General features: G+C 33.0%; 22 protein-coding genes and 1 pseudogene. 10 read left to right on the top strand and 13 right to left on the bottom strand.

Features of this window, described 5'->3' with window-relative positions; genetic code table 11:
• Nucleotides 1-308, top strand: a 308-nt coding sequence (locus tag RB619_RS13005) for a hypothetical protein (RefSeq protein ID WP_308098064.1), incomplete at its 5' end; no start/stop codon positions are given.
• A gap of 130 nt (nt 309-438) precedes the next feature.
• Here the strand turns inward: RB619_RS13005 and RB619_RS13000 are convergent.
• Together RB619_RS13000 and RB619_RS12995 are read right to left on the bottom strand one after the other, a co-directional pair.
• Nucleotides 439-1,674 (bottom strand): FtsX-like permease family protein, encoded by a 1,236-nt coding sequence (locus RB619_RS13000; protein WP_308098063.1) that lies wholly within the window; start codon nt 1,672-1,674, stop codon nt 439-441.
• 107 nt (nt 1,675-1,781) lie between these two features.
• A complete protein-coding gene (locus RB619_RS12995) occupies nt 1,782-2,276 on the bottom strand; it encodes a YkgJ family cysteine cluster protein (protein WP_308098062.1) in 495 nt (164 codons plus the stop codon).
• Between the two features lie 74 nt (nt 2,277-2,350).
• Between RB619_RS12995 and RB619_RS12990 the strand changes: the two genes are divergently transcribed.
• Together RB619_RS12990 and RB619_RS12985 are read left to right on the top strand one after the other, a co-directional pair.
• Complete coding sequence (locus tag RB619_RS12990; protein WP_308098061.1) at nt 2,351-3,055, top strand: class I SAM-dependent methyltransferase; 705 nt, start codon at nt 2,351-2,353, stop codon at nt 3,053-3,055.
• A 13-nt stretch (nt 3,056-3,068) separates the two neighbouring features.
• Complete coding sequence (locus tag RB619_RS12985) at nt 3,069-3,614, top strand: YfiT family bacillithiol transferase (RefSeq protein WP_308098060.1); 546 nt, start codon at nt 3,069-3,071, stop codon at nt 3,612-3,614.
• A 60-nt stretch (nt 3,615-3,674) separates the two neighbouring features.
• Here the strand turns inward: RB619_RS12985 and RB619_RS12980 are convergent, their stop codons facing one another.
• From RB619_RS12980 to RB619_RS12945, 8 genes are all read right to left on the bottom strand, one after another.
• Nucleotides 3,675-4,307 carry a 7-carboxy-7-deazaguanine synthase QueE gene (locus RB619_RS12980; RefSeq protein WP_133527312.1) on the bottom strand — a complete coding sequence of 211 codons (633 nt, stop codon included), beginning with the start codon at nt 4,305-4,307 and terminating at the stop codon, nt 3,675-3,677.
• Between the two features lie 99 nt (nt 4,308-4,406).
• Nucleotides 4,407-6,074, bottom strand: coding sequence for a tetratricopeptide repeat protein (locus RB619_RS12975; protein WP_308098059.1), 1,668 nt, complete (start codon nt 6,072-6,074; stop codon nt 4,407-4,409).
• A 16-nt stretch (nt 6,075-6,090) separates the two neighbouring features.
• On the bottom strand, nt 6,091-7,011 hold the full coding sequence (locus tag RB619_RS12970; protein ID WP_374119701.1) for a PstS family phosphate ABC transporter substrate-binding protein: 921 nt from the start codon (nt 7,009-7,011) through the stop codon (nt 6,091-6,093).
• 1 nt (nt 7,012) lies between these two features.
• Nucleotides 7,013-7,243: a hypothetical protein gene (locus RB619_RS12965; RefSeq protein ID WP_133527309.1), complete on the bottom strand. Its 231-nt coding sequence runs from the start codon at nt 7,241-7,243 to the stop codon at nt 7,013-7,015.
• A complete protein-coding gene (locus tag RB619_RS12960; protein WP_308098056.1) occupies nt 7,243-8,043 on the bottom strand; it encodes an energy transducer TonB in 801 nt (266 codons plus the stop codon). Before RB619_RS12960 ends, RB619_RS12965 begins: the two co-directional genes overlap by 1 nt.
• 37 nt (nt 8,044-8,080) lie before the next feature.
• Complete coding sequence (locus RB619_RS12955) at nt 8,081-8,635, bottom strand: biopolymer transporter ExbD (RefSeq protein ID WP_308098054.1); 555 nt, start codon at nt 8,633-8,635, stop codon at nt 8,081-8,083.
• Nucleotides 8,636-8,654: 19 nt separating this feature from the next.
• The gene (locus RB619_RS12950; RefSeq protein ID WP_308098052.1) at nt 8,655-9,281 is read right to left on the bottom strand and encodes a biopolymer transporter ExbD; all 627 of its coding nucleotides are present in this window, start codon (nt 9,279-9,281) and stop codon (nt 8,655-8,657) included.
• Nucleotides 9,282-9,341: 60 nt separating this feature from the next.
• On the bottom strand, nt 9,342-10,166 hold the full coding sequence (locus RB619_RS12945) for a MotA/TolQ/ExbB proton channel family protein (RefSeq protein WP_133527305.1): 825 nt from the start codon (nt 10,164-10,166) through the stop codon (nt 9,342-9,344).
• A 380-nt stretch (nt 10,167-10,546) separates the two neighbouring features.
• Between RB619_RS12945 and RB619_RS12940 the strand changes: the two genes are divergently transcribed.
• Nucleotides 10,547-12,064: a helicase HerA-like domain-containing protein gene (locus tag RB619_RS12940; RefSeq protein ID WP_308098050.1), complete on the top strand. Its 1,518-nt coding sequence runs from the start codon at nt 10,547-10,549 to the stop codon at nt 12,062-12,064.
• A 130-nt stretch (nt 12,065-12,194) separates the two neighbouring features.
• On the opposite strand, the gene RB619_RS12935 is transcribed toward RB619_RS12940, so the two are convergent.
• Nucleotides 12,195-13,547: an NAD(P)/FAD-dependent oxidoreductase gene (locus RB619_RS12935; protein ID WP_308098048.1), complete on the bottom strand. Its 1,353-nt coding sequence runs from the start codon at nt 13,545-13,547 to the stop codon at nt 12,195-12,197.
• A 226-nt stretch (nt 13,548-13,773) separates the two neighbouring features.
• Here RB619_RS12935 and RB619_RS12930 point away from each other — a divergent pair, with 226 nt between their 5' ends.
• From RB619_RS12930 to RB619_RS12910, 5 genes and pseudogenes are all read left to right on the top strand, one after another.
• Nucleotides 13,774-14,367, top strand: a complete 594-nt coding sequence (locus tag RB619_RS12930) for a GNAT family protein (RefSeq protein ID WP_308098046.1) — start codon at nt 13,774-13,776, stop codon at nt 14,365-14,367.
• Nucleotides 14,368-14,443: 76 nt separating this feature from the next.
• A complete protein-coding gene (locus RB619_RS12925) occupies nt 14,444-15,238 on the top strand; it encodes a helix-turn-helix transcriptional regulator (protein ID WP_308098044.1) in 795 nt (264 codons plus the stop codon).
• A gap of 171 nt (nt 15,239-15,409) precedes the next feature.
• Nucleotides 15,410-16,393 (top strand): annotated as a pseudogene (locus RB619_RS12920) (serine hydrolase domain-containing protein); the annotation flags it as partial.
• A gap of 363 nt (nt 16,394-16,756) precedes the next feature.
• On the top strand, nt 16,757-18,205 hold the full coding sequence (locus tag RB619_RS12915) for a serine hydrolase (protein WP_308098041.1): 1,449 nt from the start codon (nt 16,757-16,759) through the stop codon (nt 18,203-18,205).
• Between the two features lie 172 nt (nt 18,206-18,377).
• A complete protein-coding gene (locus RB619_RS12910) occupies nt 18,378-18,827 on the top strand; it encodes a hypothetical protein (RefSeq protein WP_308098039.1) in 450 nt (149 codons plus the stop codon).
• Nucleotides 18,828-18,953: 126 nt separating this feature from the next.
• Here the strand turns inward: RB619_RS12910 and RB619_RS12905 are convergent, their stop codons facing one another.
• Complete coding sequence (locus RB619_RS12905; protein ID WP_308098037.1) at nt 18,954-21,341, bottom strand: penicillin acylase family protein; 2,388 nt, start codon at nt 21,339-21,341, stop codon at nt 18,954-18,956.
• 117 nt (nt 21,342-21,458) lie between these two features.
• Here RB619_RS12905 and RB619_RS12900 point away from each other — a divergent pair, with 117 nt between their 5' ends.
• A complete protein-coding gene (locus RB619_RS12900) occupies nt 21,459-23,015 on the top strand; it encodes a hypothetical protein (RefSeq protein WP_308098035.1) in 1,557 nt (518 codons plus the stop codon).
• A gap of 103 nt (nt 23,016-23,118) precedes the next feature.
• Here RB619_RS12900 and RB619_RS12895 read toward each other — a convergent pair whose 3' ends face one another.
• The gene (locus tag RB619_RS12895; RefSeq protein ID WP_308098034.1) at nt 23,119-23,433 is read right to left on the bottom strand and encodes a GIY-YIG nuclease family protein; all 315 of its coding nucleotides are present in this window, start codon (nt 23,431-23,433) and stop codon (nt 23,119-23,121) included.
• Nucleotides 23,434-23,565 lie beyond the last annotated feature (132 nt).

Here is a 23,565-nt window from a genome sequence, read left to right as displayed (position 1 = left end):
AATCTGCTTTTCGGCCGTTTTTAGTCCCGCAGAGGCGCAGAGGCGCAAAGTTTTTCCTCTTTTATTCTGTTTTTGTTCCCGAATCGATGTTTCTTTCGCTGAATTTCTTTCTGGAAACCGGCCCCATAGCCCCGATAGAAGCGGAAATCCTTTTGTGCCGGGGTTCGGCACAAAAGATTGTAGCGCATAGCGGGAATAGCTCCTCATTAAAAAACAAATTCCAGATTATGAAAATACAAACCCTTTGGGCTTTGGCTTCACTCAGTCCGAAAAGAACATATAATTTACTATCTGAACTTTATGGATAAGACGCACTGCTGTGCGCCTCTACGGAAAAATTGGATTCTAGGATTATCCTATACATATATATGTATAAAAAATAAACCCGACAGGTTTTGAAAACCTGTCGGGTTGTACACTATTAAATATTTTTAATCATTAATCAAATCTTATTGCTTTGACTGGAGATATTTTCGTTATTAAATAGGAAGGAATCAACAATACTAAAAAGCAAATTATTATAGTCAGCAAATTCAATGCTATTACATAACCCCAATTTAAATATACCGGAGCTTGATTTACATAGTAATTCTCCGGATTAAGATGAACAACTCCAAATTGCTGTTGAATTAACAATATTGAAATCCCAATAAGATTCCCCCAGAACAATCCACGTATGATTAAATAGAAGGCGTTGTACAAGAATATCTTTCTAACTGTCCAATTATTTGCTCCTAATGATTTCAAAATTCCAATCATTTGCGTTCGCTCTAAAATCAGAACTAAAAGCGCTACTACCATATTAATTGTCGCAACTAAAATCATAACACCAAGAATTACTACTATATTGAAATCAAATAGCTGGAGCCAGTCAAAAATATAGCTATACTTTTCTATAATCGTTTTTGTATCCAAGCTTGAAGATGTAGCTTCGTAAATTTGATTACCTGTTTCTTTTATCTTCGTAAAATCTTTAACAAAAACTTCAAAAGCTCCAACTTGATCTGGAGCCCATTTATTGATTCGCTGTATATGACGAATATCTCCTATTATATATGTCGCGTCAAAATCTTGAAATCCCGAACTAAAAATACCCGTTATTTTAAAACGGCGGCTGTTTGGCATTTTCCCTTGCTCTTCTTTTATAAAAAAAGTATTAAAACTATCTCCCAATTTCAAATTAAGTCTATCAGCGAGAAACCTGGAAATGATAACTTCTTCATTAAGTGATTTTGAGAAATTAGGCAAATTCCCCTCAACCAAGTATTCTTTTATATTACTCCAATCATAATCTGCCCCTACTCCTTTAAAAATAATACCTTCAAATGCGTTTGATGTTCTTATAATACCAGCTTTACTTGCAATAGCCTGCACATGTCTTACATCTGGAACTGATTTAAAGTTGGGATAAAAATCCTGTTTTTTAGAAATTGGAACTAAAGTAACTTCAGAATTATTATTATCAAAGTTTGATATAATAACCTGACCATTGAAAGCAGAGATCTTATCGCGGATTTTTTGTTGCAATCCAATTCCGGTTGCTACAGAAACCAGCATCATAATAATGCCAATTGCAATTGCCGAAATAGCAATTTTTATGATAGGTGCCGAAATACTGCTTTTATAATCTTTGGCAGTAATAAGTCTTTTGGCTATAAAATATTCTAAATTCAATTTAATAATGTTATGTTGGTAATATTTACCGTTTATTTATTCAAAAATACGTTTAAAAAATCAGAATTGAATTGCCACAAAAAACAATTCAGAAATATTTGGATTTATTACAACGGAAGCTTCTTTTTCATTTCCTCGACAATATTATATGCTGCCGGACATATTGCAACATTTTTTAATGTCAAATCTGTTATTTGATAAAACTTCTTGCGATCGGTATGCGGAAACTCCCGACATGCTTTTGGACGGACGTCATAAATCATACAATAATTTTCGTTGTCCAAAAACGTACAAGGAACGCTTTTCAACACATAATCTTTATCTTCATCAATTCTAAGATATTGTTCTATAAATTGCTGTGGCTTTTGTTTAAAGGATTTCGAAATTCTTTCGATGTCGGCCAAAGTAAATAATGGTCCAGTCGTTTTACAACAATTGGCACACTGTAGACAATCTGTTTTTTTAAACTCAGCATCATGCAAGTCCTGCATTACATAGTCTAAATTCTTAGGCTGTTTCTTTTTAAGCTTATCAAAATACTTTTTGTTTTCGATATGCTTATCTTTGGCTAACTTATTTAAGTTATTTAAAATTTGTTTCAAGTTTAATATTTAAAGTTGAACTGCAAAATTAAACAACTTTAAACTTGAAACCTTAATCTTTGAACTAAATTACAATGAAAGATCTTTTTGGGAAAGCGATGTTCGATTTCCAAACCAATAATACGCCAGAAGACATCATTACCGAAACTTCCATTTCTGAAGAAGACGAAATGAGCGTTGCCTATTTATTTCGTTCCTATAATGAAATGCCAAAACTGGAACAAAAAGCACTGCAATTATCTTTCGGGAAAATTTTAGACGTTGGATGCGGCGCGGGAAGTCATAGTCTTTCTCTTCAAAACGACCGTAATTTGGATGTGACTTCAATTGATATTTCAGAAAAAGCAATCGAAACCTGCAAATTGCGCGGAGTTAATAACGCAAAAGCTCAAAACATTCTCGATTTTGAAGGAGAAAAATTTGATACAATTCTTTTATTAATGAATGGGACTGGAATTTTTGGAAAACTAGAAAGCTGCAATCAATATTTATCTAAGTTAAAATCTTTATTAAATCCAGGAGGCCAAATTTTAATTGACAGTTCTGATATTATATATATGTTTGATGAAGATGAAGATGGCGGAAAATGGATTCCATCAAATGATTATTATGGCGAATTAACTTTTACTATTTCTTATAAAGGGGAAAAAGAAGAATCTTTTGACTGGCTTTATTTAGATTACAACACACTTCAGAATGCTGCGATTGCAAATGGGTTAAAATGCGAGCTAATTTTAGAAGGCGAGCACTATGACTACTTAGCCAAACTTTCAATATAAAAACATCCTAAAAATGGAAGAACTAGATTTAGAGAAATTAAAATATCCGATTGGGAAATTTATAATTCCAGACAGCTATTCAAAGGAATATATTTCAAATAAAATTGAAGAAATTGCCTCTTTTCCAGAAAAATTAAAAAACGAAACCATTCATTTGACAGATGAGCAACTTGATACACCTTATCGCCCCGGAGGTTGGACGGTTAGACAAGTAATTCACCATTGTGCTGAAAGCCACATGAATTGTTACATTAGAATTAAATGGACTTTAACCGAAAACAATCCAGTAATAAAAGCATATGACGAAGCTTTATGGAGCGAACTTCCAGATAATTTACATATGCCGATCGTACCAACACTAAGCTTACTAGAAGGACTTCACTTTAGATTAGCTTACATTATGAGAAATTTATCGGAAAGAGATTTAGAAAAATCCTTTACTCATCCCGAAAATAATTCTGAATTAAAATTAAAACGAATCATAGGAATGTATGCCTGGCATTGTAATCATCATTTAGCACATATTACCAATCTTAAAAAAAATAAAAACTGTGACTAAAATTCAGTTATCAATACATTTATAAAAACAAAAATCTCTTCAATGAAGAGATTTTTGTTTTTATGGTATATTCAAGTATTTATGCGTTTGAAGTGAAACACGCCATTTTGGATTGTTCATTACGTAATCAACAATCAGTGGCGTCATTTCTTCTTTTTTACTCCATTCTGGCTGAAGAAATAAAATTGCATTATCATTCACAAGTTCGGCTTGTTCTTCAGCAAAAATAAAATCGTGTTTATTATAAATAATCACTTTTAATTCATGCGCATTATCATAAACTGTTTGAGTTGGTAGTTTGTTTTTTTTAGGAGAAAGACAAATCCAATCCCAAGTCCCACTCAACGGATAAGCTCCTGAAGTTTCAATATGTACTTTTAGATTTTTATCTTTTAACTGCTGAGTAAGCAAAGTCATATCCCACGTTAAAGGTTCGCCACCAGTAATTACAACAGTATCTGCATAAGCTGAAGCATTCTTAACAATTAATTCAGTACTTGTTGGCGGATGTAGTTCTGCATTCCAGCTTTCTTTAACATCACACCAATGGCATCCCACGTCACATCCTCCAATTCTAATAAAGTATGCCGCAGTTCCCGTATGAAAACCTTCTCCTTGAATGGTGTAGAATTCTTCCATCAAAGGCAACATAGCTCCTTTATTAACTTCTAATTGTATTTCTTTTGCTAACATTATTCAATTTTAAAGTGCAAAGATAGTCATTTCTTAACGGAACAAAAAAACCGACAGTTCAATGAACTGCCGGTTTTTTAATTAGTTAGAAAACTAATATTATTTTAGAGCTTTTACAGATTTAGCTGCATAATCATTCGTTGGATCTAAAACTAAAGATTTATTGAAATATTCAATTGCTTTAGCTTTATCTGTATTAGCATAAGCGGCACCAATACTGTTGTAAGATTCAACTATTTTTTTAACTGTTGCAGGTTTAGCTAATTCTTCAGCACCTTTTGCAGTCGTTTTAGCAATATACTCTTCGTAGTTTTTGATAATTAAATCATCTTTTTCCAATAAGTTATTGATTCTTCCTTTATATAAGTAAGCCTCGTCATAAGTTGGAGAAGCTACAAGAACTCTGTCAAAAGCTGCATCAGCTTTAGTCAAAGCAGCTGCATCAGCAGCGCCGTTAGCTTTATTTGCATTTGCATAGTATAATGAGATACCATAATATACATTATCATTCAAATAGTTTTTCTGATCTGCATTAGCTGCGCTTAATTCATAGATTGCAGCAGCTTGGTTGTATTGTTTTTTAGTGAACAATTCTTTACCAAAATCACCAAGATCTTCAACCGCTAATGGTTCCATAGCAACTGCTTTTTTGATATCTGTTAGACCTGCTTCAAAAGCAGAAGCCTCAACAACACCAGCAGCATCAGTTCCTTTTTTAATTTTAGCGAAACCTAAATACAAGTAATCTTTAGCAATAACTTTGTTGCTAGGAACTTTTACGTAATCCTCTAATGATTTAAGAGCTACATCAATATTTCCATTCTCGTAAGCAGAATATCCTAAATATCTGTAGATTCTTGGATTAACTTTATCCTCAGCAATCATTTTATTAGCTACAGTTTCTAAGCTCTTATAATCTTTAACCAAGATCAAGAAATCCGCGTGACGCATTTTAGAATCTAAAGAGTAATCAGTCAAACTTAAGTATTTCTCATAGTTTGTGATTGCATTCTGTAAATTAGTTTTTGATGTAGAAGGTTTATTTCTTGCCCATTTATAATATGTCTCAGCTAATTCTCTGTAAACTGGACCGTAACTTGGGTTTAATGCAATAACTTCATTAAAAGCTTTAATAGCTTCATCATATGATTTTGCACCTTTCAATAAAACACCTAATTGCATTTTAGCTCTTAAAAGTGTTGGATCTGCAGTAAAAGCATCACGGTAAGCTTTATAAGCTTCATTTTGATTGTTTGCTCCGTAATAAGCATCACCAATAGCCAATAAAGCAGTCGCATTTTGCGGCTCAATTGCTAAAGCACGTTTTAGGCTAGTAATAGCAGCGTTATAATCAGGATTATTTGAATTGCTGTAAGCTTTACCAATGTAGATATACTCATCAACATCTTTACGCTTCATATCTTTAGTAGCCAAACCAAAATTAGCTTGAGCAGATGCAGCATTTTTACTATCAAGATCAATTTGACCTAATCCAATATAATTAAGGTTTTTTCTATCTGATGCTTCTAATCCATTTAAATAGTAAATCTTCGCTGAATCAACAACGCTTTGATTTAAATAGATGTTTCCTAAAACAAAATTAGCCTCACCATCTGAAGGTTTTGCTTTGATGATTGACTTAAGCAATGATTTTGCCTTTTGAAATTGCTCAGCATCAATTGCTTTTTTTGCTTCTTTGATGTCTTGCGCTTGTGCAACAGTGGCAGATGCAACTAAAGCAAGACTAAAAATTTTAAATTTATTCATCTTTGTCGTAATTAATTTATTCTTTATCTTTTAAAATTTGGGTTCTAATATTAAGCTTTCTACTTGGTGTTTTTACTGGCATTAATCCAGATTTCAACACTATTCTTTGACCAATCTCGCCTGCCATGAAGGAAGCAAGTCCCATACCCAGCCCAGTATAACCCTGACAGTTTATTATAAACAAATCACGTGCCAAAGGATATTTATTTAATGCAATGTCAGTTTGCGTTGGGCTATAATATTTATCATCATTTAAACCTTTAACACTTAACACATTGATTTTACTGATTGTTTCGCCCATATTTGGAGAAGGTTGATAAAGCCAATTTACACCAACTATACCAATCATTCCATCATTTTCAGAAACAAATTTAATAACTTCATCATTAGTTTTAAAAGAAAATGCTCCTGTCGCGGGAATATCTTTGACTTTCGCTAAATCTTTCATATAGCGAACTGTACTAGAATTCGGATTATCAAAAACGAGTCCTTTTATCCCTGTATCTTTTTTCCCTTGCATAAAATCAATTACAGACTTCAACGCAATTAATGTATCATTATTGCTTTTGTTTGAAATTAAAGCAATTGCATCAACAGCAAACGGCGTAACTCTCGGGTTAATCTTGCTTTTCTCAAATCTTTGCAGTTCGTCAGCAGTTAAATTACGTGCTGTTACAACAACCTTAGCTTTTTTATTTAGTAAATCATTGATCAGTTCAACTTCAGACTTAGGCTTAACTGCAATTTTTGCACCATAGTAAGTTCCTTCAAAAACAGCAACCTGATCGTCTACGATTGGCTCTATCGTTTCATCAACAGTAACATCAAGCGATCCTTTTAAAATTGTTTCATTTGATTCATTCTTGCTTTTTTGGTTGCACATCGCAAACAAAAAGACAAAAGCAATCAAACCAAAAACTTTACTATACTTTAACATATTAATCCGTATTAGAATTTATTAATCTTAAGAAGCGTATTGCTGAATAAACAATCAACAATCCTCCAAAAGCATATCGATATTTAGGTTCCATATCTAAAGGAAGCTTTTCCCAGAACATAATCATTAAACCTAGCACAAGATAGATTAAAAAAAACAGTATTCCTAAAACAAGAAGAAATCGCTCTTTGAGCGATTTCTTCTGAATATTATTAAGCATATCTTTTAACATTATTCTGCAGATTGAATAGTAATAGGAAGAGAGTAAAGTACTCTAACTTTTTTACCATTTTGCTCGCCAGGAGTCCATTTTGGACATTTTTTAAGAACACGAATTGCTTCTGCTCCTGTACCGTAACCGATATCCCTTAAAACTTTAATGTCGGTTAATGAACCGTCTTTTTCAACTACAAACGTAACGTAAACTTTACCTTTTAAACCTTCTTCTTCTGGAGTTTTGTAATTGTTTCCTACGAATTTGTAGAATTTATCAATTCCTCCAGGGAAATCTGGTTTTACTTCGATACCAGCTGTGTTATATACTTGGTTATCTTCTTCTACTACTGCAGCAGTTCCAGTACCTACTGGCTCATCAACAGTTAAAACTGCATCTGGATCTCCTTTAATAGTTTCAGCTCCAACCTTTTTATCTTTAAGTTCCTCAATTTTTGGAGGATCTTCAGTAACCTCATTTGCTTTAGCAACAACCGGCTTCACAAATTTCACCTGATCCACTTTTGGTGGTGGTGGCGGTGGTGGCGGTTCATTTGGTTTTACCTCTTCTTTTTTCTTAGGAGGTAATTTAACAGTAGCGATCTTAATATCCTTATCCATATCATCTTCACCAGAATCTGGCAAGAAGCTAGCAATAAGAGGAGCTCCTACAGCAAAGGCAAAAATAATCGAACCTAGGATAAGCGCTTTTATCGTAGTTTTACTGTTCGATTTTCTTAGCTCATAAGCACCGTATATCTTATTACGTCCTTCGAATACGATATCAAGCCACTGATTTTTTATAATATCTAATTTCATTTTTCTTGATTATTAGGATGTTCAAACAAGATAAATCTTATTGTTTATCTATTAATTTTGTTTCCTCAGGACTAAACTCAGGAACAATAGCATAAGTATCTACTCCTGTAATAGCCATCTCATCCAACATATCAACTAAATTTTTGTAAGTTGACTTTTTAGTTGGTTTAATGATAACTATAATTCCATTCTTAGGTTTTCCTAAAGCTGCAGAGTAAGCCAAAACTTCTTTCTTTTGCTTTAATAGTTCTCTACGAATACCATCTTTACCATATGCAATATCTTTAGGCCCTACTTTAGGAGCTACCAATAATCCCATATAATAAACCATTTTATTGTTTTCACCCATCATAACAGTCATTGTACGATTCTCATCTACTTTAACTGGAGGAGTCTTATCTTCCGGATCTTTATCTGGCAGAGACAAATCCATCGATTTAGGTTTTGACAACGAAGTAGTTAACATAAAGAATGTGATCAATAAGAATGCCAAATCCACCATCGCCGTTAAATCGACTTTCGAATTTTGCTTTTTACTTCTTACTTTGCCACCTTTTCCGCCACCACCGTCGCCGGTATTTAATTCAGCCATTTTAGTGTATCTTTTTTAATTAAAAGTCTTTTCCTCTCGTACCTGTAACTAAGTTAAAGGAATTGATTTTCTGATCTTGTAGAATATCCATAATCTTTTTGATTTGAGGATATTGTTCTTTAGCATCTCCTTTAATCGCAATCTGCAATTCTTTATCTTCAAGATCAATTGCCGCTCTTCTTGAAACAAGAAGCCACTCTTTCAATTGATTGTCTAAAGAATCGATTGGAATACCAGGTTGGTCAGCTTTAGCTCTATCAGCAGATTTCATGTCGATGATTTGCTTTAATCCTGCTACTGGAACACCGAAGTCATCCATTAAAGAGAATTTAGTTTGGTCATCTTCAGAAAAATTCACACCGAATTTTGCTCCCATTCCTTCAAGAGTTTTTTTACGAATCTCTCTTCCTTTGATGTCAAAAAACACTTTGCTTTTCCCGTCTTTTCCTTTTCCTATTGTAATAATTGCCAAATTAGTATCTGGTAATTTATGTTCTACAGTAGAAGCAGGCATATCTACAGGAAGTGCTTCAGGCACCTTAGCAGTAGCGGTCAAGATAAAGAACGTAAGCAAAAGGAACGCGACATCACACATGGCAGTCATATCTGTCGATGTCGACTTCTTTTTCATTTTAATTTTAGCCATTATCTTTTATTTTATTTTTTTGATATAATTAAATCTAATTATTTATATATCAAAAATTAATTATTGTTTTAAACTTCCTCTGAATTTTCTGTAAGTGTTAACGATTGTAGTACCAGCCTCATCGATAGAGTAAGTTAAATCGTCAATTTTAGCAGTAAAGAAGTTGTAAGAGATGATCGCCATTACAGAAGTAGAGATACCTGTTGCAGTGTTGATAAGTGCTTCAGAGATACCTGTTGCAAGAGCAGCTTGGTCTGGAGTTCCAGCAGAAGCTAACGCACCAAACGCTTTAATCATACCAGATACAGTTCCTAATAATCCTCCTAATGTACCTAAAGATACTAAAGTAGAGATGATAGTCATGTTTTTCTCTAACATTGGCATTTCTAATGAAGTTGCCTCTTCGATTTCTTTGTGGATTACTTCAGAAGCTTCCTCGCTGTTGAATCCTTCTTTTTTAACGTCTTGGTATTTAATCAAAGCAGATTTAATTGCGTTTGCAACTGAACCTTGTTGTTTGTCACATGAAGCAATAGCAGCCTCGATGTTTCCTTCTTTGATACTTGCTTGAACACCTTTCATGAATTTATCTAAGTTAGCTTTTCCAGCTGCTTTACCGATAACAATGAATCTTTCAATAGAAAAAACAACAACCATTAAAAACATACCTAATAATACTGGTACAATAAATCCTCCTTTATATACCATACCTAGAGTATTGATTGGGTGACCTGTTTCAGGATTTCCACCCTCGAAGTTTGCAGGAGAACCCATGATTACTTTCCAAATAAACACCCCAACTAAGATACACGCTGCAATAATGATTCCAGTAATCATTCCTCCTCCATTTGAAGTGCTTTCTTTTTTAACTTTAACGTTTGCCATTTTTTTTAATTTTAATAGTTTTAAATAATTTTTATTTTTTAGTTATATTTAACTTGTAGAGGAGCAAATTTATACGTTTAGTTTAAATAAAAAAACTTTTTTTAATTTTATTGAAGGAAATTTAACGTCAATTTAAAAAATATCTCATTAAATTGCTGACATCATTTTTTTGATAAAACAAAAAAAAGGTCGAATAGTAAAAAAATTACAACGTTTTAGTAAATATTCAATTAATCCATTGAAATCTTCTTAAAAAGCTGCGAATATTTTTTTTATATCATTTTCAATCAAAAAAAGCATTTTCTTACTAAAAAAAATAACAGTTATTTGTTAAAAAACGAAGCAAAACTCTTATAATCATCTAAATTACAAATAAAAACATGAATAAAAAAGATAATTTCATTCAAGACATAAACAATGGCTATGTTTCTAAAGGTGATAGCATCACTTTAGGAAGCGCAATGCTGGATGGAGAAGCAATCGCTGAAGCTCATGTAAAAATTCCTTTAAAGACTTTAAACCGTCATGGTCTTATAGCGGGCGCGACCGGAACTGGAAAAACTAAAACAATTCAGGTTTTCTCTGAACAGTTATCGAATGCAGGAATTCCGGTTTTAATGATGGACATAAAAGGAGATTTTAGCGGTATTGCTAAAGAAGGAAAAGAACAAAGTTTTATTACGGAGCGTCATGCAAAAATGAACATTCCTTATACTACTGCTTCATTTCCGGTTGAATTAATGTCATTATCGAAACAAAACGGAGTTCGTCTGCGCGCTACGGTTTCTGAATTTGGACCTGTCCTATTTTCACGAATTTTAGATTTAAATGACACTCAAGCTGGCGTTGTCGCAGTAATCTTTAAATACTGCGACGATAACAAAATGCCTTTGCTAGATTTAAAAGACATCAAAAAAGTAATCAATTATATTACTGAAGAAGGCAAAGACGAAATCGCTGCCAGTTATGGCAAAATTTCAACCGCTACTACAGGAACCATTTTGAGAAAAATTATTGAATTGGAACAACAAGGTGGTGATTTGTTTTTTGGCGAATTATCTTTTGAAACTGATGATTTGATGCGAATTGACGAAAACGGAAAAGGCTACGTAAACATCATCCGCTTGACGGATATTCAGGATAAGCCGAAATTATTCTCCACTTTCATGTTAAGCCTTTTAGCAGAGATTTATCAGAAGATGCCTGAAAAAGGCGATGCAGAACAGCCAGAACTAGTAATCTTTATTGATGAAGCACATTTAATCTTCAATGAAGCCAGCAAAGCATTATTGGAACAAATCGAAACGATTGTAAAACTGATTCGTTCAAAAGGCGTTGGTGTATATTTTGTAACACAAAACCCAATGGATGTTCCAAGCGGTGTTTTGGCACAATTAGGTTTAAAAATTCAGCACGCGCTTAGAGCCTTTACGGCAAATGACCGCCAGGCGATCAAGAAAACGGCAGATAATTACCCTACATCTGATTATTACAAAACGGATGAATTGCTGACAAGTTTAGGAATTGGAGAAGCTTTAGTAACTGCGCTTAGTGAAAAAGGGATTCCAACACCGCTAGTTGCGACAATGATGCGTGCCCCAATGAGCCGAATGGATATTTTAACCGATGATGAAATTGAGGAAATCAACGGAAAATCAAAATTGGTTAAAAAATACAGTGAAGAAATTGACCGCGAAAGCGCTTACGAAATTCTAAACCAAAAAATAGAAAGCGCCAATCAAGCTGCTGCTGAACAAGAAGAACAAGCTCCAGAAAAACCTTCAAAATCAGGACCAAGCACAACAGAAGTAGTCACAAAATCGGTTTTGAAAGTGGTAACAAGCGCTACCTTTATAAGAGGCGTTTTTGGCGTTTTGACCAAAATATTCAAAAAATAAAAAACTTATTTAAACCATATAAGTGATATAAGTTCATTTAATTTAAAAACGCAAAACCCGACAGGTTATAAAAATCTGTCGGGTTTTATTTTGCGCAAAGCATTATATTCACTTATATCACTTATATGGTTTAAATTTTTATCTGTTTTTCCAACAGCTCTAAAATTTTATTTTCTACTTCTGGTGTATTCCAAATGTTTTCGATATTATCAAGTTTTAAAACCTCTTCCATAATTCCATTTTGGAAATCGCCAATTGCCAAAGCTTCGGCATACGGGCGATCGCTAAAAGTAACTCGGCTGTAAAGCGGAATCCATTTATCAGGATGTTTGTCTGAAAAAACCTTTTCTATTTTCTTTTGCAATAAGAATTTTTCATCAGCAGTTTTTGTACTCATTTCCATAAAATTGCGATAGGAAAGCTCTGCAATTGCATCAGCATTCGGTTTTCTTGAGATCTGATATTCTGAAAATATCTTTTTCCAATCGTCTTGGTACTTTTCAATCATTTCATTCAAAACCGTAATATCTTCAAAACCAGCATTCATACCTTGCCCATAAAATGGGACAATAGCGTGGCAAGCATCTCCAATTAAAGCAATTTTATCTTCAAATGTCCAAGGAAAACATTTCATAGTTACCAAAGTACTGGTTGGATTCTTAAAGAAATCATTTGCCAGTTCCGGAATCACTTCAATAGAATCTGGAAAATTTTTCTCAAAGAAATCTTCTACCATTTTTCGGTCGGTTAATGATTCAAAAGAATTCTGACCTTCAAAAGGCATAAACAAAGTACATGTAAAACTTCCGTCAAGATTTGGAAGTGCAATTAACATATACTCGCCTCTTGGCCAAATATGAAAAGAGTTTTTATCTAATTTATGTGTACCATCTGGATTTGCCGGAATATTCAATTCCTTATAACCCATATTCAAAAATTCCTGCGAATAATTGAACATGCTTTGGCGTTGCATTCTGTGACGGATTCTCGAAAAAGCACCATCAGCACCAAAAACCATATCGTATTTATGTTCTTCCCACTCGCCTCTTTCGCTTTCGCCAATGTGCAAAGTCGCGTCACTTAATGTTACATCCCAAATTTTTTGTTCAAAATGAAACTCCGCTCCTGCTTCTTCTGCAAGATCGATCATCTTTCGGTTCAGCTTTCCTCTAGAAATTGAATAAATCGATTCGCCTTCCTGACCGTAATTCTGAAAATTCAATTTGTCAACCAAATGAATCGCACGTTTATCCATTGGAATTGCAATTTCACGAACCGAATCACCAACGCCAACAGCGTCCAAAGCCTTCCAGCCACGGTTAGACATAGCAAGATTAATAGAACGTCCAGAGAAATTTATTTTGCGAATATCAGGGCTACGATCATAAACATGAACGGTATGGCCTGCTTTTTTAAGATAAATTGCCAAAAGTGATCCTACAAGTCCAGAACCAACAACAGCAATTTTGAGTGAAGTTTGCATCAGGGAAAATCTAATATATATGGTCGTAAAAATAAGTAATAATTATAGATAAGCTTTAAAATAAGTAAATTATTTGCTCTTAACGAAACATACCCGTTTATAATTCTCTAATTAAGATTCAGACTTATTTTAAAAAATATAACAAAATGTTATTTTATTAGGTTTGTTTAAGAAATTTAAACAATTAGTTTTGCTTTGGGTTTATTTCAAAATTTTAATAAAAATCATGAACAGCGAAATTTTACAATCAGAAATCATTTTAGAAAACGAAAAAGTAGTATTACTTCCTTTTGAAAATGAAAGAAACATCGAACTAAAAGAAATTATCTTCGACGATAAAATATGGAAATATATGGGGATGTATGTTCGAAACGATCAGGATTTTGAAAATTACATCCAGAACACTTTAAAACAAAAAGCTGATGGAATTTGTTATCCTTTCCTTATTATAGATAAAGCGACAAATAGAGTTGCCGGAAGTACGCGTTACGGCTATTTGAATCATGCAAGCCAAAAATGCGAAATTGGCTGGACTTGGTATGGAAAAGATTTTCAGGGAACGGGCTTGAACAAAGCTTGCAAATATGAATTATTGAATTTTGGTTTTGAAAAAATTCATTTTAAAAGAATACAATTCAGTGCTGATCTTGAAAATTTAAAATCTCAAAGAGCTATTGAAAAACTTGGAGCAGTAAAAGAAGGCGTTTTTAGGAATAATTATGTTGATTCTGAAGGAGAGAGCAAAGATGATGTTTATTATAGTGTGATTTTGGAGGAATGGGAAAATACTAAACGAGATTATTTTGGGGATTTTATTTAGATATTATAGTACTAGAAAAAATCTTATTTTAGTCTAGATTTTAAGATTGTAAAAAACACAAAGACAAATCCTAAAAATGAATCTCTACTCAGAACATTACGTCTCTCAAAAAGCTGAACGGTTCGTCAATAAAATTTGGTGTTTGGACAACAGCATCGGCGAAAGCCTGATTGAAAACAAACTCGTTTTGCCAAATGGCTGTTTTAATCTTGCCATTGTTTCTGGAAATGCAATTGAAGTTCATACGAGCAAAAACAAATACGAAATGAACGAAGGCATTTATTTTTGTTCGCAAATGACCAACAAAGTTTTGGTGAATATCAAACCAAAAACTAAAGTTACTATAATCCAACTTCATACTTGGACACTTTCGATGTTTCCTAAATATGATTTGAGCAATTTTACCGATTCAATTATCAAAATTAATCCTGAAGAACTTCCTTTCAAAGTTCAAATTGATACTGAAATTGAAATTTTATTAAATACGATTAATGCTTATTTTGAAGAATTAGCGACCTTACATTCGGAGAAAAATATAATTGAAAAGATTTGTGAAATCATTAAAACTAAGGAAGAGGAAATTTCGGTTTCAGAAATTAGTTCGGCATTTAATTCTTCACAGCGATTATTGCAGATTAAATTTAAAAACTCCACAGGGCTTACCATCAAAAAGTACATTCAGATTCTGAAATTCAGAAAATCAGTCGATCAAATGGTCAATTCTGATTTAGAAAAATTAAAACTGACAGATGTTGCGCTTTACAACAAGTACTTTGATCAGTCGCATTTTATAAAAAAATTCAAAGATGTGACCAAAACAACTCCCAAAACTTTCAATCCCGATTCGTACTTTCTTTCACAAAAAAGATAAGATTTCGCTTTTGTACAATTTTCATAATTTTGGTTGACGTAATATTGCAAAATCATTCATCATCAATCAATTATCAAAATGAAAATCATCAATCGTACTTCTTCTTATTTAAAAATCTTTTTGGCTGGGATTTTATTTTTCAGCAATCAAAATGGCTTTTCGCAGGAAGAAAAAAACAGTCTTTTTGACAAACAACAAGAAACCGAAAAATGGCTCAAAGAAAATAATATTCCAACTTTAGGCATCGGAATAATTGCAGATGGAAAACTAAAACAGGTAAAAGTTTTTGGCGAACTAAAAAAAGATGTTTCCGCTCCTTATAATACCATTTGGAATGTTGCTTCTTTAACAAAACCAGTAACCACCATTGTGGCTTTAAAATTAGCAAGTCAAGGAAAATGGGATTTAGACGAACCTTTATATAAATATTGGACAGACCCAGATATTGCAAATGACCCGAATACAAAATTGCTGACAACAAGAATCGTTTTAAGCCATCAAACTGGTTTTCCGAATTGGAGATACATGAATAAATCTGGGAAATTAGATTTTAAGTTCAAACCTGGAACGCAATATCAATATTCAGGAGAAGGAATGGAATATCTTAGAAAATCTTTGGAGAAGAAATTTGGCAAAACCTTAAATCAATTGGCTTCAGAATTAATATTTGAACCACTGAAAATGAATGATACTCAATATATATGGAACGACAAAGTTGATACTTCCAGATATGCTGTGAATTATGACAAAAACAGAAATCCTTACGAACCTGTAAAAAACAAAACCGCAAACGCCGCCGATGATTTATTAACTACAATTCAAGATTATGGAACCTTTTTGTGCAGTGTCATGAACAGCGATGGCTTGAGCAAAAAAATCTTTGATGAAATGAATTCGCATCAAGTTTCCCAAAATAAAAAAGACAAATACTTTGGTTTAGGCTTTGAAATCTATGATTTTGGAAATGGCGAATATGCACTTTCGCACGGCGGCGCTGATCAAGGCGTTCAGACACTTTTCTTTTTACTTCCAAAAACAAAACAAGGCCTGATAATTTTCACCAATGTTGATGACGGCTATAAAGTTTACGAAAAACTACTGCTGCAATATTTGGGAGATTATGGGCAAAAACTGATTGATATCGAAAAGAAATAAGTTTTTAATTTCAAAGTCATGCTAAAATTAATTATCCTCATACTCCTCCTTTTAAGCAAAATTCTATAGCCTTAAAAGAATGATTGCCAATTAAAACGAATCGTTAGTTAGGGAGCATAAACCGCTAAAATCTTTTTTAAGTTTATGCTCAGATTCGTTTTGATTTAAAATAATATGAAAAAATTTGATTGTTCTTGAAACCAAATGCTAAATCGATCGTCTAACAATTTAAACGCATCCATTTTAGACCGATAAAAAATCGTAATTTCGATATAACTTATTGAATGTCTTTTTATTAAAAGTTTCAATCATCAATCAAAAGCGAATCATTTATTAATCCAAAACCCATAATCAGCAATCATTATGAAAAACTCAATCAAACTAATTGTTTTTTGTGCCATTTTACAGCTCATTTCGCTGAGCACTTTTGCACAAAACAAGGCCAAACAAATCGAACAGCTTTTAGCCAAATACAATGAATACGGGCAATTTAACGGTTCTGCCTTAGTTGCCGAAAACGGAAAAGTAATTTTCAAGAAAGGATTTGGTTCTGCTAACTTCGAATGGAATATTCCTAACCAAACAGATACAAAATTTAGATTAGGATCAATTACAAAACAATTTACGGCCTTTTTAATTGTAAAATTAGCCGAAGAAGGAAAAATAAAACTTGATGTTCCAATTACCACTTATTTACCCGATTATCCAAAAGAAAACGGTGACAAAATAACGATTCACCATTTGCTGACGCATTCATCCGGAATTCCTAATTATACAGCATCTCCTAATTTCTTTAAAGACAAAAGCCGAAATCCTGTAACGCCAGAAGAATTTGTAAAAACGTTTTCAAGTCTGCCACTTGAGTTTAAGCCAGGTGAAAAATTTAATTACAGCAATTCTGGTTATTTTTTATTGGGTTATATAATTGAGAAAATCTCGGGCAAATCGTATGAACAATATTTACAGGAAACCATTCTGACACCGTTAAAAATGACAAGTACTGGTTTTGATCACAGTGATATCATTATAAAAAAACGTGCAGCAGGTTATGAGAAAAAAGGCAAAGTAATAATCAACGCTTATTATCTTGATATGAGTATTCCGTATGCTGCCGGATCTTTATATTCGACTGTTGAAGATTTATACCTTTGGGATCAAGCACTATATACAACTAAACTGCTTTCAGCAACTTCTATGGAATCATTGTTCAAACCTTACATAAAAGCCGGTGGCGGTTCATACGGATATGGCTGGTTTGTGGAAGAAGCTTCAAATGGAGACAAACCTAAACTAAAAATCATTGAACACGGAGGAGGAATTAACGGATTCAATACTGTTATTTCGCGCATTCCTGCTGATAAAAATTTAGTGGTTTTATTGAATAATACTGGCGGTACCATTCTAGATGAAATGAATGAAGGCATTAGAGCTATTTTATACAATCAGCCTTTAAATCAGCCAAAAAGATCATTAGCTTTTGAATTGCTGGATGTGTTTTCAGAAAAAGGACTTACAGCGGGAACTGATACTTATAAAAAACTAAAAAGTGATCCAACATACGGTATTAAAGAAGACGATATGAACAGAGTTGGATATGAATTATTGCAAAACGGCAAAAAGAAAGAAGCAATTGAAGTTTTCAAAATTAATGTTGAAACTTTCCCGAAATCAGGAAATGTTTATGATAGTCTGGGCGAAGCTTATTTAGCCGATGGCAATAAAAAACTAGCAATCGAGAATTACTCAAAATCTGTGGAACTTGATCCTTCTAATGAAAACGGTAAAAAAGTATTAGCCGAAATTTCAAAATAAAAAATCACACCGAAACCTGTCAACAACACAAGTTTTTAAACAAACTCCGATAGAACTGATTCTTTAAACGGTTTTGTCGGAGTTTTTTTGTTACAATTTCTAACATTCTAATTCTATGATTTAGCTTTAAAAATACTATTTTAGCCGTACCCAAAAACAACTAAAATAACCTATGAAAAATTTAAAAAAGTACCGCTTTCTAACGGCATTTTTATGCCTGTTTATTTCTGCTAAATCTTTATCGCAAAATAATCCAGCATCGCCAGCAATGCCTACTCAGCAAAACAAAATCATTGTTGACAAAATTATCGAAGCTACACATTATAAAACTTATGTAATTGATTATTGCTTGACCAAAATCAATGAAACTTCCGCCAAAGAAGGTTGGAACGAACAAAAAGCAATGGAAATTACAGAAAGCATCAATTACAAAAACTTTAGAGATGCAATTTATAATTCTTTCGCTTTCTATGATGAAGTGGAATTAGAAACACTTTTAAAAGCGTACGAAAAAGATACTGCTTATCAAACTAAAAATGTAATGATTGCTAATAAAGCACTAGCTAATAATCTTAACATTTTTGCAAATGATATTGTTTTAGGGAAGTATATTTCTAAATAAAGATACTAAGATTCTAAGTTGCTAAGCTTCTAAGTTTTTTTAGCCTCAACATCTTTGTCAAAGTTTAAAACTTTGACAAAGATTACACAAGCCGAAAACTTGAAACCTGAAACATTAAACTTGAAACTAATTTTTAGGTTTTAAAACCAATTTAGTCGACGTTTTCACAATTTCCTCTTTATTCAATTTCATTTTTCTGAATTTACCTTCATTGTACATTTCTGCCTGATCGCTGTAATGTTTACTGAAAGGATTTCCTGATTGTCCCGTTGGCAAAATGCTCCAGCTGTTTTCAATATCAGAGAAATCGACAATTCTTCTGGTTGAAGGACCGCCTTTTACGTAATATTTTCCTTCTTCATTAAATCCGAAGAATAAATTATTAATCACTTCATTTGATCCTGGCGAATCAAACGGGCCAACATTAAATAAACCACGAAGTGCAGCAATCTTTCCTAACGGATGCTCGTGTTCAACCGTATGAACTTTGCCCCAATTCCAATCTGTAATAGTATTTCCTAATTGCTTTTGAAGGGCAACAACAGCTTCATAAAATGATTTTGAAACAATATCCTTTCTCGTTTCTTTTACATTTTTTGTTTTGATATTATCCCACCAAACCGAATTTTCATTCGCAACCTGTCTTGCAATAACTTGTTTCCCAACATGCGTTCCTAAAAACAAATCGAAATTATCTTTTCCTAATTCGTCTTCAAAAGTATTTTTCATATAAAGATAAATCCACTTGTTGTAAATCGTTGGTGCAACATCTTCCCGATTTGTTGTGCCTTTCCATGATTTTAAAACTTCAACAACTTGTTTTTCTTCTGCCGAAAGTTTACCGCTATCTATACTCGAAATCAAGTTTTGAGCCGTTCCAGGAGCAGTTGGAGAAGTATTATCATAAATCATTTTACTAATTGCTTCTTTATCCCAATCTGATTTGGCATCCATCAAACTTGAAATTCTTTTGGCACGGTCTTCCGGCAAATAATAACCCGGATATAAAAAACCATCTATTGCTTCAGGCTGATTATTAGCTGAATAAACATAACCCCATTTCGGATTTTCAGAAGATGGGTTTTTCGAAAAATCTAAATATTCCTTTATATCATCTTTTCCGCTTGTACCATCTAAAATCAAAAAGGTATTTACACCCTTATCGTGTTTATACAATTTTCCCGTTGCCCACCAAGCCACATTTCCTTTGGCATCACCATACATAACGTTCAATCCCGGCGCGGCTACTAACTGAACCGCTTTTCTAAAATCATCTTTGCTTTTAGCATGCGAAAGTCCGTAAACTGCATCTAAAATTTGAATAGGTTCTCTGGTATACGTCCATGACATTGCAATTGGGCTTTTTTTATCCAAACGCTCTAAAAAATCATTCATGATTGGTCCGTGTCGGCTTGACTTTATTGTCAGTACAACATCAGATGTATCTTTTACTTTGATTGTTTTTTTTCTGATTTCGTATGTACCAAAACCTGTTGGAGTTTCATATTGATTTGGATCTCCGCCAAGCGTTCTTTCCTTATAAAAATCAATATCATCATTTTCAAACATCGTTAAACCGTAAGCATAATCACGATTGTGTGCCAATAACGGAAACGGAGTTCCGGCTAAATAACAGCCATACAATTCATGTTCCGGCGTTACAATATGTGCTTCGTACCAAGTTGCAGGCTGTGAAAACCCAATGTGCGGATCATTTGCAAAAATTACTTTTCCGCTTTTTGTTTTATGTGGACCAGCGACCCAGCTGTTACTTCCAATAAATGGCGGAATTGGCGATTTATCCAATAAAGCCGTAATCGATTTTGAAATTTCGGTATATTCCTCAATATTTTCTTTTGAACTTTTAAGCTGAGTCGTATTGAATTCGCCGTTTATTCCAAGATCTTTCAAATATTCGGCACCAAATTTATTGCGAATTTCAGTCAATAACGGATCCGTTTTTTGAGCCATTGCAAAACTGAAAGACATATATCCGAAGATGTTATAAACGTCTTTAATTGTAAATTTTTCTTTTTTTACGCCAACCAATGTAAATTCAATTGGTGTTACACCTTCTTCCAAATATTGATTTATTCCATCCAAATAAGCCTGAGTCAACTTATAAGCCTGACTGTTTTTGTCTAATTTGGCAATAGCTTTCGCCGAAGCTTCTTCAATACCAATTCCGGCGAAAAACGTATCGTTTTTAAGTGCAACAGACCCGAAAATTTCAGATAATCTTCCTGGCGCAATTCTGCGAAGCAATTCCATTTGCCATAATCTTTCCTGTGCGTGAACATAACCTAGCGCTGTCATGGCATCTTTTTCAGAATTGGCATAAATATGAGGAACTCCAAATTCATCAAAATAAACTGTAGTTTCTTTTTGGAGATTTTTCAATTGAAGTTCCCCTTCGTACTTGGGTTTCAAATGAAAAATATAAGCAAACAATGCAATTGCAAGAACAACAATTAGCAATACTAAAACTAGCAGAATTTTTTTAAATCTTCTCATATTTTGCAAAAAGTATAAACAATAAGGTTTGTAAAATGATGTAACTAAAAAGAAGAATAATGTAATACCCTCTCTCTTTAAAAGCCTAAATTTATGTATTTAAAATTAATACTATAAATGTCTATCTATAAAAAAATAGCAATTGGAATAATTTCTCTTTTTCTGCTGGTAATTTTGATCAATATTGGTTTGAATTACTGGATCAAAAAACAGCTTCCAATTATTATTCACGAGAAAAACAAAACGGCTTACAACATCAATTACGAAAAAATTGAGGTTTCGCTTTTCTCTCGAAATATCTCTGCTCAGACATTATTAGTCAGTCCGAAAAATGCACCAAAAGACAGCAAAAATGGTCTTTTTTCTAAAATTGAATCCATTACAATCAAGCACTTCAATATTTGGGATTTGGCTTTTCGAGATATTATTCAGGCAGAAAGTATCATCATCGACAAACCTCGGGTTATTCTATATAAAAAAGGCGAAAAACTCCTCAACAATAGTAAAAGCATCAAAACTGAAATTGTAGATCCTTTCCGCAAAATCATCGCTGTTTCAAACATTTATTTAAATGACGGTACTGTCGATGTTGTTTCTTTGGATACCGAAAAACCTATTTTCAGCATCAAAAAAATCATTCTGAAATTAGAAGGAATTCTAATAACCGATGCCACTTTAAAAGAAAAAATTCCGCTTCAATATAAAACCTATGCTTTAGTCTGTGATAGTTTATTTTACAGACCAAGCGCTTTTTATCATATAAATATTGGAAAAATTACTACCGAAAAGAATTTTCTAAAAATCAATAATTTCTCCAATGTTCCTCAGTTCAGCCGACGCGAATTCACAAAACGTCTCGACAAAGAAAAAGATATTTATACCTTAAAATTTGATTCGGCTCAAGTTTCAAAAATGGATTGGGGATTTAAAAATGATCGCTTTTTCTTTAAAGCAAACTCGCTTGTAATCAATCATTTTGATGCCAATATTTATCGCGGAAAAATGCCAAAAGATGATTTGAGCAAAAAATACTTGTACAATCATTTATTGCGAAATATAAAATTTCCGCTTCAAATTGACACGTTACAGGTTCTGAAATCGAAATTAGTTTATGAAGAAGAAATGGATTTTTCTAAAGGTCCCGGAGTTTTAAATTTCGATAAATTCAATTTGCAAGCAACAAACCTGCGAAGCGGTTTTGGATTAAAGAAAACCAACGATGTGAAAATAAAAGTGAAATGTATTTTCATGAAAACTTCGCCTTTAAATGTTGATTGGAGTTTTAATGTTCTGGATAAAAGCGACGGTTTCCATATTCAGGGCGTAATTTCCAATTTTGATGTTCGGGCGATGGGACAATTCAGCAAACCTTATATGAATGCTTCGTTTACAGGAGTTTTCAATAAATACCGCTTCAATTTCTACGGAAATGATAATGTTTCAAAAGGAAATTCATCTTTAGATTATGATGACTTGAAAGTAAAATTATACAAAAAGAAAGATCCTGAAAAAGAAGCCAAACTAAAATCGGCAATTGCAAATTTACTCGTCAAAAACGATTCAAAAGACAAAGCAAAAACCGCTGATGTTGAAGTCGAAAGAATTCAGGAAAAATCATTCTATAACTTTTTATGGCGAAGCATTGCTGAGTCTTTGAAGAAGATTTTGATATGAAACCGTTTAAAATGAAGCATTCTCCACAATCTTGTCATTCCGAGGAACGAGGAATCTTCGCAAGAAACTCGACACAGTATTTCGACTTAGAAAATCAATAATCTTAAGAAAAAATATAATTCAAAAAATCTAAGTCTGGATTAATCGTTTTAACCAATTCTATTTTCTTATCTCTAGTCCATCCTTTTATTTCTTTTTCACGACTAATTGCTTCTTGAATCCAAGTAAACTTTTCATAGTACAATAAAAACTCTGCATTATATTTTGAAGCAAAAGTTTTATTTTTCCCTGTAATATTTTCTTTATGCTGGCTTAAACGAACTCTCAAGTTATTTGTTAATCCGGTATAAAATACTGTTTTAAACTTATTTGTTATAATGTAGACGTAATAAGTATGATAGCCTTCTAATGATTTCATTTAGTCAAATTAATTGTTTGTCTCAATCTTAAAACAAAAATAAAGATTATTCTTACTTTCTTTCAAACTAATGTGATTTTGCATGTGGAGTTTCATGCGAAGATTCCTCGTTCCTCGGAATGACAAAATTGA

Origin of the sequence: Flavobacterium sp. LHD-80 (assembly GCF_030929605.1) — a bacterium.
Classification (GTDB): domain Bacteria; phylum Bacteroidota; class Bacteroidia; order Flavobacteriales; family Flavobacteriaceae; genus Flavobacterium.
The sequence above is the reverse complement of the archived record's forward strand: the minus strand, read 5'-3'. Positions and strand labels throughout refer to the sequence as shown.

Excerpts from the sequence above, each read along its gene's own strand:
- RB619_RS12895 (WP_308098034.1), bottom strand. The coding sequence starts at position 23,433 with ATGAAATCATTAGAAGGCTATCATACTTATTACGTCTACATTATAACA.
- RB619_RS12945 (WP_133527305.1), bottom strand. The coding sequence starts at position 10,166 with ATGGCAAACGTTAAAGTTAAAAAAGAAAGCACTTCAAATGGAGGAGGA.
- RB619_RS12960 (WP_308098056.1), bottom strand. The coding sequence starts at position 8,043 with ATGAAATTAGATATTATAAAAAATCAGTGGCTTGATATCGTATTCGAA.
- RB619_RS12910 (WP_308098039.1), top strand. The coding sequence starts at position 18,378 with ATGAAAAATTTAAAAAAGTACCGCTTTCTAACGGCATTTTTATGCCTG.
- RB619_RS12955 (WP_308098054.1), bottom strand. The coding sequence starts at position 8,635 with ATGGCTGAATTAAATACCGGCGACGGTGGTGGCGGAAAAGGTGGCAAA.
- RB619_RS12980 (WP_133527312.1), bottom strand. The coding sequence starts at position 4,307 with ATGTTAGCAAAAGAAATACAATTAGAAGTTAATAAAGGAGCTATGTTG.
- RB619_RS12950 (WP_308098052.1), bottom strand. The coding sequence starts at position 9,281 with ATGGCTAAAATTAAAATGAAAAAGAAGTCGACATCGACAGATATGACT.
- RB619_RS12940 (WP_308098050.1), top strand. The coding sequence starts at position 10,547 with ATGAATAAAAAAGATAATTTCATTCAAGACATAAACAATGGCTATGTT.
- RB619_RS12935 (WP_308098048.1), bottom strand. The coding sequence starts at position 13,547 with ATGCAAACTTCACTCAAAATTGCTGTTGTTGGTTCTGGACTTGTAGGA.
- RB619_RS12925 (WP_308098044.1), top strand. The coding sequence starts at position 14,444 with ATGAATCTCTACTCAGAACATTACGTCTCTCAAAAAGCTGAACGGTTC.
- RB619_RS12965 (WP_133527309.1), bottom strand. The coding sequence starts at position 7,243 with ATGTTAAAAGATATGCTTAATAATATTCAGAAGAAATCGCTCAAAGAG.
- RB619_RS12990 (WP_308098061.1), top strand. The coding sequence starts at position 2,351 with ATGAAAGATCTTTTTGGGAAAGCGATGTTCGATTTCCAAACCAATAAT.
- RB619_RS12985 (WP_308098060.1), top strand. The coding sequence starts at position 3,069 with ATGGAAGAACTAGATTTAGAGAAATTAAAATATCCGATTGGGAAATTT.
- RB619_RS12970 (WP_374119701.1), bottom strand. The coding sequence starts at position 7,011 with ATGTTAAAGTATAGTAAAGTTTTTGGTTTGATTGCTTTTGTCTTTTTG.
- RB619_RS12930 (WP_308098046.1), top strand. The coding sequence starts at position 13,774 with ATGAACAGCGAAATTTTACAATCAGAAATCATTTTAGAAAACGAAAAA.
- RB619_RS12915 (WP_308098041.1), top strand. The coding sequence starts at position 16,757 with ATGAAAAACTCAATCAAACTAATTGTTTTTTGTGCCATTTTACAGCTC.
- RB619_RS12900 (WP_308098035.1), top strand. The coding sequence starts at position 21,459 with ATGTCTATCTATAAAAAAATAGCAATTGGAATAATTTCTCTTTTTCTG.
- RB619_RS12975 (WP_308098059.1), bottom strand. The coding sequence starts at position 6,074 with ATGAATAAATTTAAAATTTTTAGTCTTGCTTTAGTTGCATCTGCCACT.
- RB619_RS12905 (WP_308098037.1), bottom strand. The coding sequence starts at position 21,341 with ATGAGAAGATTTAAAAAAATTCTGCTAGTTTTAGTATTGCTAATTGTT.